Genomic DNA, 17624 nt, shown 5'->3' on the forward strand with positions numbered 1-17624 from the left:
ACCCCATGGAATATCGACGCAGCGGCCGTAGTGGCCTGAAACTGCCCGAGATCTCGCTCGGCCTGTGGCACAACTTCGGTGACGACAAGCCGCTCCAGACCCAGCGTGACATCCTGCGCCGGGCGTTCGAGCTGGGCATCACCCACTTCGACCTGGCCAACAACTACGGCCCGCCGTACGGGTCGGCGGAGGAGAACTTCGGCCGGATCCTGGCCACCGACTTCCGGCAGCACCGCGACGAGATGGTCATCTCGACGAAGGCCGGCTACGACATGTGGCCCGGCCCGTACGGCAACTGGGGCTCCCGCAAGTATCTGACCGCTTCGCTGGACCAGTCGCTGAAGCGGATGGGTGTGGACTACGTCGACATCTTCTACTCGCACCGCCTCGACCCGGAGACGCCGCTCGAGGAGACGATGGGCGCCCTGGACGCGGCCGTGCGTGCCGGCAAGGCCCTCTACGTCGGGATCTCGTCGTATTCGCCGGCGCGCACGGCCGAGGCCGCGGCGATCCTGCGTGACCTGGGCACGCCGCTGCTCATCCATCAGCCGTCGTACTCGATGTTGAACCGCTGGATCGAGGACGGCCTGCTCGACACCCTGGAGCAGGTGGGCGCCGGGTGCATCGCGTTCTCCCCGTTGGCGCAGGGCATGCTCACCGACCGCTACCTCAAGGGTGTGCCGGAGGACTCGCGGGCCGGGGCGGACAAGTCGCTGAGCACCGACCTGCTCAGCGCGGAGAACCTGGACAAGATCCGGGCGCTCGACGCGATCGCCGGTCGCCGCGGTCAGAGCCTGGCGCAGATGGCGATCGCCTGGGTGCTGCGCGATCCGCGGATGACCTCCACGGTCCTGGGCGCCAGCAGCGTGGCCCAGCTGGAGACCAACGTCGCCGCACTGGACAACCTGTCGTTCACCTCCGACGAACTGGCCGAGATCGACAAGTACGCCACCGAGTCAGGCATCAACCTGTGGGCGGGCTCCAGCAGCCAGTGACAGCGGCGGCAGCGTGAAGGTGAAGCAGGAGCCGCCTCCGGGGTCGTCGACGGCGGTGATGGTGCCGCCGTGCCGTTCCACGATGCGTTTGCAGATGGTCAGGCCGAGCCCGGTGCCCCGGTAGCCGCCGTCGGCGTGGGCCCGGTGGAAGTTGCCGAAGATCGCCTCGTGCTGGCCCTCGGGGATGCCGATGCCGTTGTCGACGATCCGCACGGCGACCATCCCGTGGTCGTCCTCGGTGGTGATGCGCAGCTGCGGGGGCACTCCGGGGGCGGTGTACTTGACGGCGTTGCCGATCAGGTTGTCCAGCAGTTGCCGGATCAGGACCGGGTCGGCCTGGACCGGCCGCAGCGGGCCGATCGTGAAGCGGGGCATCGGGTTCCCGGCGGCCGCCGCGGCGTCCGCGCGGGCGAGGGCGATCTCGGCGACCACCTCGGCCAGGTCGACCGGCGCCGGGGTGACCATCGCCTGCCGCGCGGTCGCGTAGGAGAGCAGACCGTCGACCAGGCCCCGCATCCGGGCCGACGACCGGGCGACACGGGTGAGGTCGGCGTGCGCCTCACCCACACTCGGATGGTCCGGCGCCTCCTCCAGCGCCTCCATCGCGGCCGTCGTCCACCCGTCCACGCTGGCCAGCGGGTTGAGCAGGTCGTGGGCGACCACCCCGGCGAAGCCGGTCAGCTCGTCGCGGTGCCGGCGTTCGGCGGTCACGTCGTGGAAGAGCACCACGACGCTGTGGGTGCCGTCGGGGTGCGGCAGCGCGGTGGCGGTCACCTGGATCACCCGTCTCTCCGTCTCGTCGGGGTGGTTCACGACGATGTCGCTGCTGGAGACGCCCTGGTCGACGAGGGCGCGCAGACGGGCCAGATCGTCGTCGACCATGCCGGTGACGGCCGGGTTCCGCAGTGTCACCCGGTTGTCCGGGCCGATCACCGCCAGCCCGTCGGGCATCGAGTCGATGATCGCGGCGAGCAGGTCGGCCTGGTGTTTGACCTGCTCCTTCTCCTGGGCCAGGGCGGCCAGCAGCGCGTGCCGCTCCTCGCGGCCCAGTGCCAGGGCCAGCCCGACGAGGGCGACCAGGGTGACGAAGAGCTGCACCACGACCGCGCGGAGCGGCACGTCACCGACCTGGGCGAACGGCCCGTACCCGGCCAGCGTGTACCGCAACGCGACGAAGCTGACCACCAGGTTGTGCAGCAGCACCCACGGGGTGCTGAGCCTGACCCCGACCAGCACGGTGATGCCGAGCAGGGCGAACGACACCGGGAACTGGTGCTCGTAGGCGAAGACGGCCGTGTGCCCGGCGATGCTGAGCGCCCCGATCCCGGCGGTCTCGGCGATCCGCCGGGGTGCGACGGGGGAGAGGGCGACGCCACGGCGGCTCAGGGCCGCGCCGGCGCAGATCCCGGCCGATCCGAGGATCAGGATGCTGGCGGTGTGCCGGGCCACCGACATGGCCGTGACGGTCAGCGGCAGGGCGCCGGTGACCAGCCAGCGGCCCACCAGGCTGACGGCGCTGGCCGCTATCGTCGCCCCGAACCCGGCTTTGAGCAGCGCCCACAGATCCCGTGGGGACCGCAGCGGCGCGTCACCGCCGGCGCCCCAGAGATGCGGGCCCCAGTGGCGCAGCAGTCGCAGGAAGACCTCGATCTGCACCAGCCCGACCAGCCCGGCCACGACACCGACCGCCGGTGGTGAGCCGGTAAGCCAGTTGATCACGCCCAGGATCAGGGTGAGCAGCAGCTTGTCGAGGTGGCGGGTGGGCGCCCGCCGGTGGGCGCAGAACCAGATGACGGCCACCCCGGCGGCCGGCCAGGCCAGATTGTGGTTGCCCACCACGACGAGGCTCCGTCCCGCGTAGCACGCGGCGGCGTAGGCGAGGGCGAAGCACACGGTCCGGGCCAGGGAGATCCGGTAGGCAGCTTTCACCGCTTCCTCCCGCGAGACGGTCGACCTCCCTCCATCGGCCGGTCTCGGGCGGAACTGAGGAATCAGGCGACGGTCAGTGCCGTCCAGGAGACCGGGGGCAGCGTGATCGTCACGACGTTGCCGCTGATCGCGACGGTCTCGTTGGCGCGTGGGCGGACCCGGTCCGGTTCGTCGCGGGTGTTGGCCGCGTACGGGTCGTCGTCCCAGATGCCGGTCGCGGTCGCCGACGAGTGGGCGGGGAAGCCGTTCAGGTCGACGGTCACCGTGGCCGGTGCGGTGACGTCCCGGTTCTGCAGGAACAGCCGGATCGTGCCGTGGTCGTCGACGGTGGCGGCCGCGGCCACCGCCGGGACCTCGCCGTACCGGCTGGTCGTGACGGTGTCGGCGTCGAGGTGGACGGCGAGTGACGTACCCCCGGCTGATGCGGAGGTGAGGGAGAACGGGAAGAAGGTGGTCTGGCGCCAGGCGGGGCCGCCGGGCTCGGTCATGATCGGCGCGATGACGTTGACGAGTTGCGCGAGCGACGCCGAGGTGACCCGGTCGGCGTGGTTGAGCAGGGTGATGAGCAACCCGCCGACGGTGACCGCGTCGGCGACCGTGTAGACGTCTTCGAGCAGGCGCGGCGCGACCGGCCACTCGTCGATCGCGAAGGTGCCCTCCTGCGCGTTCCAGCGGGTGAAATACCAGACGTTCCACTCGTCGAACGAGATGTCGATGCGTTTGGCCGACCGTTTGACGGCCCGCACGTGGTCGGCGGTCGCCACGACGGCCCGGATGAAGGCGTCCATGTCGGCCCCGGAGGCGAGGAAGCTGGCCAGGTCGCCGTCGTGCTCCTGGTAGTAGGCGTGGCAGGAGATGTAGTCGACGTCGTCGTAGGTGTGCTCCAGCACCGTGCGCTCCCAGGTGCCGAAGGTCGGCATGTCCCGGTTCGACGAGCCGCACACGACCAGCTTCACCCCGGTGTCGACGAGCCGCATCGCCTTCGCGACCTGGGCGGCGAGCTTGCCGTAGTCGTCGGCGGTGCGGTGCCCGACCTGCCATGGGCCGTCCATCTCGTTGCCCAGGCACCACATGGTCACGCCGAACGGCTCCTCGCGTCCGTTGGCCCGGCGCTGGTCGGAGCGGGTGGTCCCGGACGGGACGTTGGCGTACTCGATGAGGTCGACGGCCTCCTGCAAGCCGCGGGTGCCGAGGTTGACGGCCAGCATCAGCTCGCTGCCGACCAGGTCGAGCCAGTCCTGGAACTCGTGCAGCCCCACCCGGTTGGTCTCGGTCGAGTGCCACGCCAGGTCGAGCCGGCGGGGCCGCTGGTCGACCGGGCCGACGCCGTCCTCCCACCGGTGGTTGGAGACGAAATTGCCGCCCGGGTAGCGGATCGTGGTGACGCCCAGCTCCTTGACCAGCTCGATCACGTCGCGGCGGAACCCGCCCGGCCCGGCCGTCGGATGCCCCGGCTCGTGGATCCCGTCGTAGATGTGCCGGCCCAGATGCTCGACGAAGCCACCGAACAGCCGCCGGTCGACCGGGCCGACCGCGAACGACGGGTGCAGTGTGAGATCGGCACGGGTCACGCGGGAACTCCTTCACGTCGGGCCTTGATCAAGAAAGACTATGTACCCGTGACATCGTTTCGCACCGAACTGGCCTCCCCCCAGCCGGGCCGTGGCGGTCTGCCCGCCCGCGCCCACCTGCGTTCCGACGCGCCCCGCCAGGTGCTCGACGGCACCTGGCAGGTGCGCCCGCACGACGGCGGCGACTGGTCGCCGATCCGCGTGCCCGGGCATCTGCCCTTGCAGGGCCACGGCTCGCCGATCTACGCCAACGTGCAGTTCCCGTTCCCGGTCGACCCGCCGTTCCCACCGGACGACAACCCGCAATACGACCACCGGCTGGAGTTCGAGGCCGACCCCGCGGTGCTCGCCCACCCGTCGGTGCTGCGGTTCGAGGGCGTCGACGGCGCCGCGACCGTGTGGCTCAACGACGTCGAGCTCGGCACCCTGCGCGGCAGCCGCCTGACCACCGAGTTCGACACCACCGGCGTGCTCCGGTCGGGCGGCAACGTGCTCGCGGTGCGCCTCGCGCAGTGGTCGGCGCACAGCTACCTCGAGGACCAGGACATGTGGTGGATGCCCGGCATCTTCCGCAGCGTCACCCTGCTCGCGCGGCCCGAGGGCGGTATCCGCGACGTCTTCGTGCACGCCTCCTACGATCACCGCGACGGCTCCGGGACCCTTCGGGTCGACGTCGACAGCGATGCGGTTTTCACCGTCGACGTGCCGGGTCTCGGCCGCGAGGACCTGGGCGCGGGCGAGTCCCATCACTTCCGGTCCGTGGACCCCTGGACCGCCGAGACCCCTTTCCTGTACGCCGTACGCGTCCACACTCCCGCTGAGGTCGTCACCCTGCGCGTGGGTTTCCGCACGGTGCACGTCGAGGACGCGACCCTGATGCTCAACGGCCGTCCGCTGCTGCTGCGCGGCGTCAACCGGCACGAACACGACCCGCTGCACGGCCGGACCGTCGACCTGGACACCGCCCGCGCCGAGCTGCTCCTGATGAAACGACACAACATCAACGCGGTACGGACGTCGCACTACCCGCCGCAGGTGGACTTCCTGGATCTCACCGACGAGCTGGGCCTGTACGTGATGGTCGAGAACGACCTGGAGACCCACGGCTTCGAGCTGAACGGCTGGCGCGGCAACCCCAGCGACGACCCACAGTGGCGCGACGCCTACCTCGACCGGATGCGGCGCACCGTGGAACGCGACAAGAACCACGCCAGCGTCCTGTTCTGGTCGCTGGGCAACGAGGCCGGCACCGGCGCCAACCTCGACGCGATCGCCCGGTGGGCCAAGCAGCGTGACCCCGCACGGTTGGTGCACTACGAGGGTGACCGGCGTTCGCTGCACGTCGACGTGTACTCGCGGATGTACGCCACCGCCGCCGAGGTGGAGCGGATCGGCGCCGGGACCGAGCCGGAGGACGAGCACCGCCGTGAGCTGCCGTTCCTGCTGTGCGAGTACGCGCACGCCATGGGCAACGGGCCGGGTGGACTGTCCGAGTACCAGGAGCTGTTCCACCGCTATCCGCGTCTGGCCGGCGGGTTCATCTGGGAGTGGGTGGAGCACGCGCTGCACGCCGGGACCACCGACGACGGCCGGACGATCCAGTGGTACGGCGGCGACTTCGGCGAACGGGTGCACGACGGCAGTTTCGTCATCGACGGGCTGGTCCACGCCGACAAGACGCCGGGGCCCGGGCTCGCCGACGTGGCCCGGGTGTTCGCGCCGGTCGAGCTGACCATCGACCCGGCCCGGTCCACGGTGACGATCGTCAACCGCTATCACAGCCTGGACCTGTCGCACCTGGACGCGGACTTCCCGCTGCCTCATGTCCCGGCGGGGACCAGTTCGACCGTACCCCTGGAATTGTCTTCGCCTTTGACCCTGTCCGTTCGGGATCGTGAGCAGGGGCATGAGGTGGCCTGGGCGCAGTACGTCGCGCCGCGTCCCGCACCCGCGGTGGAGGCCACCGCCATGCCCTCGCCCGACCTGCGGCTTGGCCCGGCGGTGTTCGATGCACGGACCGGGATGCCGGTGCGGCTCGGTGACCTCGACCTGCACGATGTGGCGGTGAGCCTGTGGCGGGCGCCGACCGAGAACGATCGGGGCCGGGGCTGGGAGGAACACGACCTGCCGTCGATGGCCGAGCGCTGGGCGACGGCCCGGCTCGGCGATCTGCGGAGCCGCCTCGTCGACATCGTGGCCGACGGCCCGGCGCTGGTCGTGCGGACCCGCAGCGGCCCGCCGGTGATCGACGCCGGGGTGGACGTGACGTGGCGCTGGACCAGCGACGGTGACGCGCTGGCGCTCGATCTGACGATCGAGCCCTACGGCGAATGGCCGTGCGAGTGGGCCCGTGCCGGGATCGACCTACGCGTCGACCGGCCGACCTCGCGGGTCACGTGGACCGGTTGGGGTCCCGGCCCGCAGTATCCGGACACCGGCCAGGGCGCCCGCTACGGCACGTTCACCGCCGACCGCGACACCTACGCGGAACGCACCGTCCGTCCGCAGGAGCACGGGGCCCGCCGCGTCGACGACGCCACCGTGGACCTCGGCGGTCCGGCGTTGCGGGTGCGTGGCGTCGGCGTGCCGCTGACCGTGCGACCGTGGTCGAGGGAGACCGTCGCGGCGACCGCCCACGACCACGAGCTGCCGGCCGCCACGTCCACGTGGATCTCGGTGGACGCGGCGGCCTCCGGCGTCGGCACGGCGTCGTGCGGGCAGGGGGTGCTGCCGGCCTACCGGCTCACACCCTCCACCCAGCGGCTGCGGGTCGTGCTTCAGCAGCCGATCCGGGAGGTGCCGGCCGCCACGTCGTCATACCAGAGCGTGTCGGAGCCCTCGCCGTAGCTCTCCCAGCCCAGCTTCAGGTCGGTGAGCCGCGGCCGGTACGTGCGGTTGAGCCACTGACCGTCGACGTCGTGCGTGGCCACCCCGTCCTGCAGCAGGCCCGGCACCGACACGCCGTCGAGCCAGGTCTCCATCGTCCCGTCCGCGCCGTTGACCTTGAACTCGACACAGTTCCAGGTGTTCACCGGCAGCGGGCGGGACAGTGCGACCCCGGCCGGGCTCTGCTCGGGCAGGGTCGCGTCGTCCGAGGCCCGGTTCCACTGCAGAGCGCCGTTCTGCCCGCCGAACCGCAGATCCCGGTCGCCGTCGTTGGCGTCACGGAGGGCGACCATGGTGATGTGCGAGGCGGGCAGGGCGGTGGTGTGCTTCACCCAGTAGCGCACGTAGGTGGCGTTGCCCAGGATCGCGGCGTTGCGGACGAAGACGTGGTTGCAGTAGCCGGTCGCCCCGTTGACCCGCAGCGAGGTGCCGCCGGTGTGCGCGGCCGTCTTGTCGATCGTGGCCGTGCCGGCGCCCTGGCAGTCCGGGTAGGTGACCGCCCAGTCCCCGCCCGGCGTCCCGGCGGCCTGGCCCTCGAAGCCGTCACAGCGGATCCCGGTCCCACACGTCGGCGCCGGCCCGGTGGACGTGGACGGGCTCGGGGAAGCGCTCGACGACGGGCCCGGGCTGGACGGGCCCGGGCTCGACGGCGGCAGGCCGCCGGCGCAGGAGACGCCGTTGAGCGCGAAGTCGGTCGGTTTGGCGTTGGTCCCGGAGTAGGTCGCCTGGAACCCGAACGAGGCGGTCGCCCCGGTGTTGAGCGAGCCGTTCCAGCTCAGGTTGGATGCGGTGACCTTACTGCCGGACTGGCTGATCTGAGCGTTCCAGCCGTTGGACACGGTCTGGTTGCCGCCGAAGTTCCAGGTCAGCGACCAGGAGCTGACGGCCGGCCCGGTGTTGGTGAGCTTGACGTCCGCGGTGAACCCGGTGGCCCACTGGTTGACCGCGAAGTCGACGGAACAGACGGTGGCCGCCTGAGCCGCGGGAACGTGCAGCCCGGCGACGATCCCGCCGGAGGCGACGGCAACCGCCGCCACGGCGAGCAGAGGACGGAGACGCATGGGGGAGGCTCCTTCGTGAACGGGAATGGGAGCGCTCCCAAATATAGATGATGACGAGTGTCTCGGGGGTTTCGTCCCTAGACCGACTGGGCGATGGACCTGGCGATGGCCGCCCACCTCGACCGGCGACCCTTACCCGGCCGGTTGCGCAGCGCGTCGCGGGCCGTCGTGGCGTCGTAGAGCGGCGTCCGGTCGTCGAGGTGGGCGACGGGTTCCAGCCCGACGCGCCGCACCGCAGTGCGAGCCGACGCCGGGTCGAGGCCGAACTCCTCGCCGAGCTGACGGGTGGTGAGCGCCGCCCGGCCGTCCACAGTGATCACTATCTCGGTCATGAATGACACGCTAGGGAGCTTCCGAGGTCAGGGTCTGTGCCAGGTCACCGCCGCCCCCGGCCGGCCAACCTGCCGGGTTCGGGTGTTCTCGCCGCCGTCTACGGTCGGTGACCGAGCCCGGGTTCCCCTACCGGGTGCACCGGACGGCTCCGGCGATGGGCCTTGTGCCCACCCGAACCGCTGCTCGGGTGCGACTGCGGCGCGACACCAGCGTCGGCGACCCGGCCCCCGCGTGTCGGTAGTCCATACCAGCGTCGGCGACCCGGCCCCCGCGTGTCGGTAGTCCGTGTAGTCGATCTTCTCTGTGGTCGCCGGCGGTGATGGGCGCACACGTAGCGGTTGCGTGTGCGCTGGTCGTCGCCCTGGCGTTGGTGAGAGCCCACGATCGGGGTTGCGTGTGCGCTGGTGGTCGTGGGGGCGTGGCTGGGGTCGCACGATCGGTGTTCGTGTGCGCCTGTCCTCGTCCTCGTCCTCGTCCTCGGCGAAGGCAGGGAACGTCCTGGTGACGTAGTCCCCCGGGGCAAGGGCAGCGGACGTCTCGGCGACCAGCCCTTCGGGGCAATGGGCCGGAGACGTCCTGGTGGCCAGTCCCGAGGGCCGAGGGCAGCGGACGTCTCGGTGACCAGTCCGTGAACCGCGGCGTGAACGGGCTTGCGGCGACGTCATGACTTGGCTGAGCTATGGCCGGCCGACGCCGGCGCAGACCCTGATCCCGAAAGCTCTCTAGTCTAGATTCGGCGTGACGTGAGCGGGGTCGACGTGGAACACGGAGAGCGATGTCCTGGGCCCGCGCCAGATGGACCACTCATCCCGGGCCCCTTGTGGGTTCTGCGCTTCGACGGCCGTTTCATGAACCTCGCACGTTCCGGAAGTCGTTCCACAGCCGGCCGACAGCCGAACCGGCGAAATTACCCCGAAACCACTCGCAAGATCACGAGCGCTGAAGTGGCGTCGCCGTGACACGCCCCGCCAGACTGGTAGGCCACCCGTCCATCCCCACCGATTCGTTGGGAGGCGACATGTCCGATCCGGCCCCAATGACCGCTGCTGCCGAGCAGGCCGGGCTCGGCCCGCACGTCGCGAGTGCCTTCGTCCGTGAGCGGCCCACCGGGCGAGAATGGCTCGCGCTGGTGATCGGTCGCGGGCCGGCCCGACGGTGGTTCGGTCATTACGACGGCGGGCTGGTCCGCTATGTCGACGGCAACAACAGAGCCCGCGCATGGAAATGGGCCGAGCTCGAGTTCGTCTCGATCGACCCGCGGACCGAGTGGGTCCGGAGCAAGCCCCGGCAGGTACATCGGCTCGTGGTGCGGGTCGCTGGGCGGGTGTACACGAATGAGAGTCGAGCCAGGAAGTTCCGGTTGTTCGCGGTGCGCGTGGCTGTCGCATTCGCCGACGACCGCGCGGCGAGGGAGATCTCCAGGATCAAGGGCGATGAGATTCGGCGGTACGGCCCATACGCCGTTGACCTTCATGGCATCGAGGCACACGGGGAGCGCCTGCCCTGGAGCTCGGTGAACGAGATCTACCTTCGTGCTGGGACGATCGCGGTATACCGCCGAGGCGACGAGGCACGCCCGTGGTCGGAGGAGAACTGGTGGGGCGAGGTGGACGTGATGACCTTCATGTCCGTCGTCGCTGAGTTCGTGGAGGATCGCTCCTAGAGGGCGCCTGATTGCCGTTACGGCATCCGACGCGTCCGCGTACGGACTGCGGCGGTCGTGGTCAGATCGTTCTCGGTGAACCCCGGCGAGCGCCGGGCGAACCGCGCCACGTCGGCCGGCAACAGCGCAGGTACCAGCGCACCGCCATCCCGATCGCCTCGGGCGGTAACCGGAACCCCACGAACGCCTATGACGGAGCAGCTCAGTTCGTGCACGCGTATCGTCGACAAGCAGCCGGTGGCTATCTCCGTCGTGCAGTTCTCCCGGTTCGGGTCGTCGCGCCAGAGGCAGACCTGGATCGTCACCGGCTGGCCGCCGATCGTGGTCGAGACGGCCGGGGAGTGGACGTAGCCTCGTTCCGCCAGCGGCAGCGGCGACGCGCAGCTGTGCCACGGCCCGTCCGCGATCCTCCATCGGCCAGGCGAACGCCACGCCAAGCCACCTGCCACTGCGGCCAGTGCACCCACCATCGCGACGCCGCGGACCGGCACCCGGCGGCGCCGCTGCGACGGCCGGGGAACGGGTCTGGCGTCCACGATCAGGCCGGCCGACGCGCGCGGGACGGGCAGCAGGGCCGGGGCACGGACGTCGGCCTCCCTCGCCTGGGCGATCAGAATGGTGAGATGCTCGACCGCGGCGGTGAGACGCCGGGTACGGATCACCTCGGCGAGGTGTCGCAACGATGGCGGACGGCGCCGGCGGCGAGGATCCGGCCGGCCGGGCGGTGGTGTGTAGACGCCGTCCTTGCCGGCCTTCGCGGCGGCCGCGTTCACCGTCGAGACGAGAAGCTGCGCCGCCTCGTCGACCCGTTGCCACCACGGATCCGTTCCGTCCACCCCGCTCGCCCCCAGCCCATCGACCGGGGTCACTTTACTGAGCGTCGGAGTCGCGGTCACTCCCGCGTCCACAGCAACCGATCCACCGGGCCACCGCACGCGACGAGCACGCTTTCGGATTCCTCGCCACCAGCGGACCGGCACCGCCCTGATCCTGACCCCGAAAGATCAGTAGCGCGTCAATTCAAGCCGGGCTGCTCACAAGGCGTCGTATGCCTCCTCGGTGCCGGGTAGGCACCGCCGGCTGAGGTCGACGAAGACCGGACCGTACGGCGTCTCCACGCGCCAGTGCGCGAACTGATCCAACTCGAGGTCGGCGAAGCGCTTGAGCAACGTGACGAACTGCCGGATCTCCGCGTCGCTCATGCTCCCGGCCTCGCCGGACGTCCCGGTGTCGACGTAGGGGCGTTCGACACCCCGCTCCGCCAGCGTGTGCTCGTAGAACTCGAGCAGTAGGGTCATCTCACCGATGGCGTAGTCGAGGTCGTCCAGGGCCTCCGCGTCACCCGGCGCCTGTCGCAGCCGCCCGGCGGCGCCGGCCAGCGCTGCCCGCAGACCGGCGAACGTGTCCCCTTGAACGTGCACCCCCGGAAAGGCCCGCCCATCGAGATGCGTCACGGCCACGTTGCCGCCGACCGCCAGAACCCGAGCCTCGTTCTCCATCATCCGGCGATGCTCTCATTCCGGCGGCGGGTTATCGCAACCCCGAGCGCTGTCAGGGGTCGACGAATGGTTGATCAGGCGCCGAACACATACTCCAAGGTGTACGCGCCGGCGTCCAACACCATCTCGTTGACCTCGACGCACCGCTGGGTGCTGGTGTATGCGTACCTGGTCACCGCGACGACCGGCGTGCCGCGCGGCAGGCTCAGCACCTCGGCCTCGGCGGAGGTGGGCATCCGGCAGACGACCGTCTCCCGGAACGTCTCCGGTCCCAGGCCGGCCTCCGCCATGCGGGCGTACATGCCGCCCGGCCCCGGGCCCGTGTAACCCACAGCCGGGGCTGCGGCCACCACGTCCAGCGGAATGTGGCTGGTCGCCGTCTGGACGATGCGATCCTCGATGGCGAATCGGCGTGCCCGGGTGAGCACGGCCGCTCCCGGAGACATGCTGAGCGCCTCGGCCACCTCCTCCGAGGCGGGAGCCTCCTGCACGACGACGTGGACGACACGGAGCCGTCCGTTGGTGTGGTGGTCCTGGATCGACTTCCCCCGGCCCACCATGCCCGCGAGAGCCGGTCGGGCGACGACCGGACGACGCGTGCGAACGAGCGGACGTAGAGACCCCGGCCGTGGCGGGAAACGATCACTCCGTCGGCGCGGAGGATGTCGATGGCTTTGGCCACGGTCCCGGTCGGCACCCCGAAGCGCTCCGCAAGCTCCCGCACGGTCGGCAGCCGGGGGAGAACTCGGCCGTCAGGCCGCCCGTCCCTCAGGGTGCCGTCAGGTTCGGGGTCATTGCTTGAGCAGGGGTACGGCGATCTCGAGGATGCGGTCGACCGGGGCGCTGTGGGGCTGGCCGCAATCGTGGACGGTCACGGTCCATCCCGGGGCCGCCACCTCGTACTCGTAGCCGTCGTTGCAGGTCGGCAGCTCCGGCTTGCCGGCCTGGCCGGTGAACTCCGTCGAGGTGACCAATCGGCTCAGCTCCGCCACGGTGGCGGCCGGCAGGGACGTCTTCGCCGGCGGGCGGTCTCGGCTCGTCACGACCACCGAGCCGTTCGCCGCGATCTCGGCGCGGTCCTCCACGCCCGCGAAACCGCCCCGGCGGCTGATCGCCAACGGGAAGGCCGAGGCGGCCGGAGGCGCGGCCGGTGACGCCACCGTGGTGGAGACCGTCGGTGCCGGGGACGCCGTCGTCGACGACGGAGCAGGGGACACGGGCGGTGGTGTGGCGGACGACGACGGCGTGGACTCCGGGGTGGCGGACGTGCATCCAGCCAGGCCGGCTAGCAGCAGCGCGGCCAGGACTGTCGATGTGTATGACTTCTGCACCGGGATTCCTCTGCTGTCGACGACATCGGCAATGGTAAGTAATCACCCGCAGACCGCCAGCATCCACCCATGGCAACCACAGGTTCAGCACAGAGACAGTGCCGACTCTTCTCCGAAGGAGGTTCGGCGTCCGGCCGGCCCCGCCAGTCGGAGGAGAGTCACGTGAAGAAGGTCGGTTTGCTCGCCGCGGGTGCCGTCGTCGCCGGTGGTCTGGCCCTGGGCGGGGCGACCATGGCCGCCGCCGCCCCGGCGACACCCACCCCGAGCACGTCCGCCGGCGGCCCGGGCGGTGAGGCCGGCGGTCCGGGCGGTAAGGCCGGCGGCCCTCGGGGTGAGGCCGGCGGTCCTGGCGGGCGGCCGGGTGGGCACGGTCCCGGCCGCGGGACGGTGGTGACCGGTGACGAGGCGGCGAAGGTGACCGCGGCGGTGACGGCCGAGGACGCGGCGGTCACGGTCTCCCGCGTGGTCAAGGGTGCCGCCGGCGCGTACCACGTGTTCGGGACCAAGGACGGCGAGCGAGCGCATTTCACCGTGAGCGCGGACCTCACGACCGTGACGGAGGGCAAGGCGGGCCCGGGGCGGGGCCACGGCAGACCCGGCGGCGGTACGGTGGTGACCGGTGCCGAGGCGGCGAAGGTGACCGCGGCCGTGACGGCCGAGGACGCGGCGGTCACGGTCTCCCGCGTGGTCAAGGGTGCCGACGGCGCGTACCACGTGTTCGGGACCAAGAGCGGTGAGCGGGTGCACTTCGAGGTGAGCGCCGACCTCAAGACCGTCACCGAGGGTAAGGCCGGCCACCGGCCCGAGCGCGGCGACCGTCGTCCCGCACCGTCGCCGAGCAAGACCAGCTGACCCCACCCGGTAGGCTGACCGGCCGCGCACGCGAAGGAGCCGGTGAACCGATGTCGACAGCCCGCCTGCCGTACCCGGAGGAGTTGAGCTGGGCGGACGTCGACCCGGGCGGCCGGAGCTTCGACCGGGCGTCGGTGCCGGGGGTGGTGTCCGCGCTGGCCGTCGACACCACCGCGCCGTACCCGCTGCTGCAGGGGGTGTCGGCCGGGCTCGCCGAGCGGTACGGGGTGTGGACGGTCGGGTGGCGGTGGTCGTCGGGTGAGGACTCCGGTGGCCCGGTCACCGCCTGGTGCTGCCAGTCGCATTCGGTGACGAAGCCGGAGGCGACGGCCGCCGGGATCACCGCCGCGCTGCTGGAGTGGCACGACTGGCTGCTCGACACCTGTCGAGGAGGTCCGCGACGCCGCCGCAGACCTGGCGATCCGGGTCTCCCTTGACCGCGACTGATCACCTGGCGATCTGGCAGCGGGTCCGCGACCAGGTGCCGTGGCACGACGTGGTCCCGCATCCGGTCACGCCGGTGTGGGCGGTCCACGACGGATATGTGGACTTCGCCCGGCGCAGACCCGGCCTGCCGGACGCCTACGACGACGTCCGCGCCCGGGCCGGCGCCGGTGCGACCCTGACACCGGATCTGCTGGCCCGCTGGAACGGACTCACCCGCGGCATTCCGGCGCCGGGTTTCCGGCGCGGCACGGCCTACGCCAAGAACGGCCGGGAGCGGTACGCCCTGCGCGCCGACACCGAGCACGGGTTCGCCGCCTGTGTGGCGCAGGCGGCCGACCGGCGGATCCCGGTGACCGCCCGCGCCGCCCGCGTCTACCTCGACGTGGCGTTCTTCCACCCGTTCGACGACGGCAACGCCCGTCTCGCCGGCCTCGCCCTCCAGTTCGTCCTGCAGCGCGAGCAGGTGTACCTCGACGAACCGGTCCCGATCCTCACCGCGGTCCGCCGTGCCGACGACGCGGACGGGGCGGCCGGACTGGCCCGCCTCGTCCACGGCATCGCCGGCGCCACCCACCGCCGATGGATGCGGCAAAGGCCGTAGTCAGCCGCTGCCGATGGATGCGGCAAAGGCCGTAGTCAGTCACCGCCGGTGGATGCGGCGAGCGCCGTAGGCACCCGCCGCCGTCCGGACGTGGTCTATGCCCTGGTGCAGGGCGTGCCATTGAGGGTGAACGCGGCCGGCGCCGGGTTGCTGCCGGTGTGGGTGGCGTTGAATCCGAAGCTCACCGTGCCGCCCGCCGGCAGGTTGCCGTTCCAGGACGTGTTCGTGGCGGTCACCTGGGTTCCGGACTGGGTGACCGTGGCCGACCAGCCCTGCAGGACCTTCTGACCGGCGGTGTACGGGAAGGTCAGCGTCCACCCGTTGACCGCGGCCGGCCCGTTGGTGATCGTCACGGTGGCGGTGAAGCCGGAACTCCAGTCGTTGGTCGTGTAGCCGACGCGGCACCCGGCGGCCGGTGACTGCGAGGGGGACACCGACGGTGACACCGACACGGAGGGAGACGGTGACGGGGAGACGGAGATCGACGTCGAGGGCGACGGCGAAGGGGACGACCCGCCGGGCTCCGAGCCCCACACGAGTGTCGTTCCGTCGTACAGCGCAATCCTGGTGTTGGGGCCGGAGGCCGTCTGATAGGACGGATCATTGGCCGGGTTCCACACGCCACCCTCGGCGACACCGATCTTGAGTTGCACCTCCATCCGGTGTGCCGACTGGCCGGCGGGCGCGATGCGGTAGCCGGTGCAGTCGACCTCGACATACCAGATGTCGCCGGAATGCTGCTTGGCCGCGGTCGGACCGGGGCAGCCCTGGGTGTAGGGCGAGCTGACCTGCAGCGCCGTGTTGTCGTCCCGGGTGAAGTAGTACCGGAGCTTACCGGCGGTGAGCGCCCGCGCCGGGAACGCCGACTTGTTGTAGACGATCACCTTCACGCCGGTCGACCGGGTCTCGTTCTGCATGATCGTCGACTCGACCGACAGTTCCGGGATGTCCGGCGTCTCGGCGACCGGGAAGCCGGTCAGCGCCGCCCCGCCGAACTCGCCGTAGAGCCGGGCCAGCGCGGACGTGAACCCGGCGTTGTAGTCGGTGGCGACCTCGTTCATCACGTAGTCGCCACGGCTGTCGGTGTACTTGTCGTCGGGTGAGGACGGCCCGCCGACCAGGGCGCCGTAGAGCACGTGCCGGGTCTCGACCGGGACCTGCTGGCTGTCCCACCAGGAGCCGTGGGCCGTACGGTGATGGGGATTCCTGGGAGAGTTGTCGCCGAACCCGATCACATAGCTGGAGCTGCGCGGGTTGTCGCCGAGCGCGTAGTTGATCTGCCGGACCGCGAAGTCGTGATAGCGCTGCTTGCGCGTGGCGTCACCGAGGTGGTCGCTGTGCACGAGCGCGACGAACGCGGTGTTGGCGGCGTAGCGCAGCGCGCCCCACGAGTCGACGACGACCATGCCGCCCGGTGAGGTGCGCACCTTCTCGCCGTTGACACCGACGGTGAACCAGTCGAGCCACCGGTTCGCGTCGTCGAGGTACTTCTGCTTGCCGGTCAGCCGGGCGAGCAGCACGTAGTTGCCGTACTGCTTGTTGTCCCAGGAGATCGTCCACTTGTACATCTTCGTGGTGGTCTGGTTCTCGTTGCCCTGCGCGTCGTAACCGGCCTCGGCCTTCGCCAGGTAGGTGGCGTCGCCGGTGGCCCGGTGCAGCCAGATCGCGCCCCAGACCAGCTCGTCGGCGTAGCCGCTCCACGACTTGTAGAACGCGGTCGCGTCGGTGATGCACTCGTGGTAGCTCTTGCGGACCCGGTCGGCGAACGAATACAGCTGCTTGGCGTGGCTGAGCAGGGTGTCGGCGTACTGCGGGTCGGTGGGTTTGAAAACCATCGAGCTGGCTGCCATCGCGGCCGCCGTCTCCGCCGCCAGCTCGCTGCCGCCACAGGTCGCATCGATCTTGTACGCCGGGCGCGCCATCGGGAGCACCTCGGCCGGTCCCCACCACTTGTGGTCGTCGTCGCCCTTGCCGACCTGCCCGTAGAGCACGTCGGCCGAGGGGTGCGCCTTGATGAAGTAGTCGTTGGGCACCCGCAGGTTGTTCAGCAGATGGGTCAACTGCCCGGAGCTCGCGTACGCCTCCCGGTTCTCCACGGCGCCCCAGGCGAGCATCGTGGTGGTGAACGCCATCGGCAGGCCGAACTTGACGTGGTCGCCCGCGTCGTACCACCCGCCGGTCAGGTCGAGGCCCGCGTCGGCGCCGTCGGTCATCGCCGAGTCGCCGCGCCAGGACACCCGGTTCCACGACGGCTTCTTGCCGGACACCTGTGCTTCGTAGAAGAGCAGCGACTTCTGCAGCGCCTCGCCGTAGCGGTAGGGCGCGGCGGCGGCATCGGAGGGTACGGCGGTCCAGAGCAGTCCGGCGCTGAGTGCGACGGCTGTCAGGACGGTGGCGAGCTTCTTCAACTTTCACCTCTTAAGACAGTGACCAGTATCGTTACATGGGAGCGCTCC

General features: G+C 70.7%; 15 protein-coding genes and 1 pseudogene. 6 read left to right on the forward strand and 10 right to left on the reverse strand.

The window, feature by feature from the left end:
• Positions 1-5 precede the first annotated feature (5 nt).
• Positions 6-995, forward strand: a complete 990-nt coding sequence (mgrA, locus tag ACQPZW_RS18470; protein WP_433796134.1) for an L-glyceraldehyde 3-phosphate reductase — start codon at positions 6-8, stop codon at positions 993-995.
• On the opposite strand, the gene ACQPZW_RS18475 is transcribed toward mgrA, so the two are convergent.
• Together ACQPZW_RS18475 and ACQPZW_RS18480 are read right to left on the reverse strand one after the other, a co-directional pair.
• Complete coding sequence (locus tag ACQPZW_RS18475; RefSeq protein ID WP_433796135.1) at positions 957-2924, reverse strand: sensor histidine kinase; 1968 nt, start codon at positions 2922-2924, stop codon at positions 957-959. The two genes, mgrA and ACQPZW_RS18475, sit on opposite strands and share 39 nt — an antisense overlap.
• Before the next feature lie 62 nt (positions 2925-2986).
• Positions 2987-4495, reverse strand: a complete 1509-nt coding sequence (locus ACQPZW_RS18480) for an alpha-N-arabinofuranosidase (protein WP_433796136.1) — start codon at positions 4493-4495, stop codon at positions 2987-2989.
• 48 nt (positions 4496-4543) lie between these two features.
• On the opposite strand from ACQPZW_RS18480, the gene ACQPZW_RS18485 reads away from it, so the two are divergent.
• Entirely contained in the window at positions 4544-7342 is a 2799-nt protein-coding gene (locus ACQPZW_RS18485; protein ID WP_433796137.1) for a glycoside hydrolase family 2 TIM barrel-domain containing protein, read from the forward strand.
• On the opposite strand, the gene ACQPZW_RS18490 is transcribed toward ACQPZW_RS18485, so the two are convergent.
• Both ACQPZW_RS18490 and ACQPZW_RS18495 read right to left on the reverse strand, forming a co-directional pair.
• Positions 7273-8442 (reverse strand): cellulose-binding domain-containing protein, encoded by a 1170-nt coding sequence (locus tag ACQPZW_RS18490; protein WP_433796138.1) that lies wholly within the window; start codon positions 8440-8442, stop codon positions 7273-7275. The two genes, ACQPZW_RS18485 and ACQPZW_RS18490, sit on opposite strands and share 70 nt — an antisense overlap.
• 77 nt (positions 8443-8519) lie before the next feature.
• The gene (locus ACQPZW_RS18495) at positions 8520-8774 is read right to left on the reverse strand and encodes a hypothetical protein (RefSeq protein WP_433796139.1); all 255 of its coding nucleotides are present in this window, start codon (positions 8772-8774) and stop codon (positions 8520-8522) included.
• A gap of 1019 nt (positions 8775-9793) precedes the next feature.
• Here ACQPZW_RS18495 and ACQPZW_RS18500 point away from each other — a divergent pair.
• Entirely contained in the window at positions 9794-10438 is a 645-nt protein-coding gene (locus tag ACQPZW_RS18500) for a hypothetical protein (RefSeq protein ID WP_433796140.1), read from the forward strand.
• A gap of 17 nt (positions 10439-10455) precedes the next feature.
• On the opposite strand, the gene ACQPZW_RS18505 is transcribed toward ACQPZW_RS18500, so the two are convergent.
• From ACQPZW_RS18505 to ACQPZW_RS18525, 5 genes and pseudogenes are all read right to left on the reverse strand, one after another.
• Positions 10456-11334: a hypothetical protein gene (locus tag ACQPZW_RS18505; protein ID WP_433796141.1), complete on the reverse strand. Its 879-nt coding sequence runs from the start codon at positions 11332-11334 to the stop codon at positions 10456-10458.
• Between the two features lie 138 nt (positions 11335-11472).
• The gene (locus ACQPZW_RS18510; protein WP_433796142.1) at positions 11473-11940 is read right to left on the reverse strand and encodes a DUF6959 family protein; all 468 of its coding nucleotides are present in this window, start codon (positions 11938-11940) and stop codon (positions 11473-11475) included.
• 71 nt (positions 11941-12011) lie between these two features.
• Positions 12012-12497, reverse strand: coding sequence for a UTRA domain-containing protein (locus ACQPZW_RS18515; protein ID WP_433796143.1), 486 nt, complete (start codon positions 12495-12497; stop codon positions 12012-12014).
• Between the two features lie 110 nt (positions 12498-12607).
• A pseudogene (locus tag ACQPZW_RS18520) lies at positions 12608-12661 on the reverse strand (hypothetical protein); the annotation flags it as partial.
• A 67-nt stretch (positions 12662-12728) separates the two neighbouring features.
• The gene (locus tag ACQPZW_RS18525; RefSeq protein ID WP_433796144.1) at positions 12729-13268 is read right to left on the reverse strand and encodes a hypothetical protein; all 540 of its coding nucleotides are present in this window, start codon (positions 13266-13268) and stop codon (positions 12729-12731) included.
• Positions 13269-13430: 162 nt separating this feature from the next.
• Here ACQPZW_RS18525 and ACQPZW_RS18530 point away from each other — a divergent pair, with 162 nt between their 5' ends.
• Genes ACQPZW_RS18530 through ACQPZW_RS18540 form a run of 3 tightly spaced genes read left to right on the forward strand, consistent with a single transcriptional unit; the run spans position 13431 to position 15168 of the window.
• Positions 13431-14120: a hypothetical protein gene (locus tag ACQPZW_RS18530; protein WP_433796145.1), complete on the forward strand. Its 690-nt coding sequence runs from the start codon at positions 13431-13433 to the stop codon at positions 14118-14120.
• 50 nt (positions 14121-14170) lie between these two features.
• Positions 14171-14557: a hypothetical protein gene (locus ACQPZW_RS18535; protein WP_433796146.1), complete on the forward strand. Its 387-nt coding sequence runs from the start codon at positions 14171-14173 to the stop codon at positions 14555-14557.
• Complete coding sequence (locus ACQPZW_RS18540) at positions 14554-15168, forward strand: Fic family protein (RefSeq protein WP_433796147.1); 615 nt, start codon at positions 14554-14556, stop codon at positions 15166-15168. Before ACQPZW_RS18535 ends, ACQPZW_RS18540 begins: the two co-directional genes overlap by 4 nt.
• Positions 15169-15263: 95 nt before the next feature.
• On the opposite strand, the gene ACQPZW_RS18545 is transcribed toward ACQPZW_RS18540, so the two are convergent.
• Entirely contained in the window at positions 15264-17576 is a 2313-nt protein-coding gene (locus tag ACQPZW_RS18545) for a glycoside hydrolase family 9 protein (RefSeq protein WP_433796148.1), read from the reverse strand.
• Between the last annotated feature and the right edge of the window lie 48 nt (positions 17577-17624).

Origin of the sequence: Actinoplanes sp. CA-252034 (assembly GCF_050956125.1) — a bacterium.
Classification (GTDB): Bacteria; Actinomycetota; Actinomycetes; order Mycobacteriales; family Micromonosporaceae; genus Actinoplanes.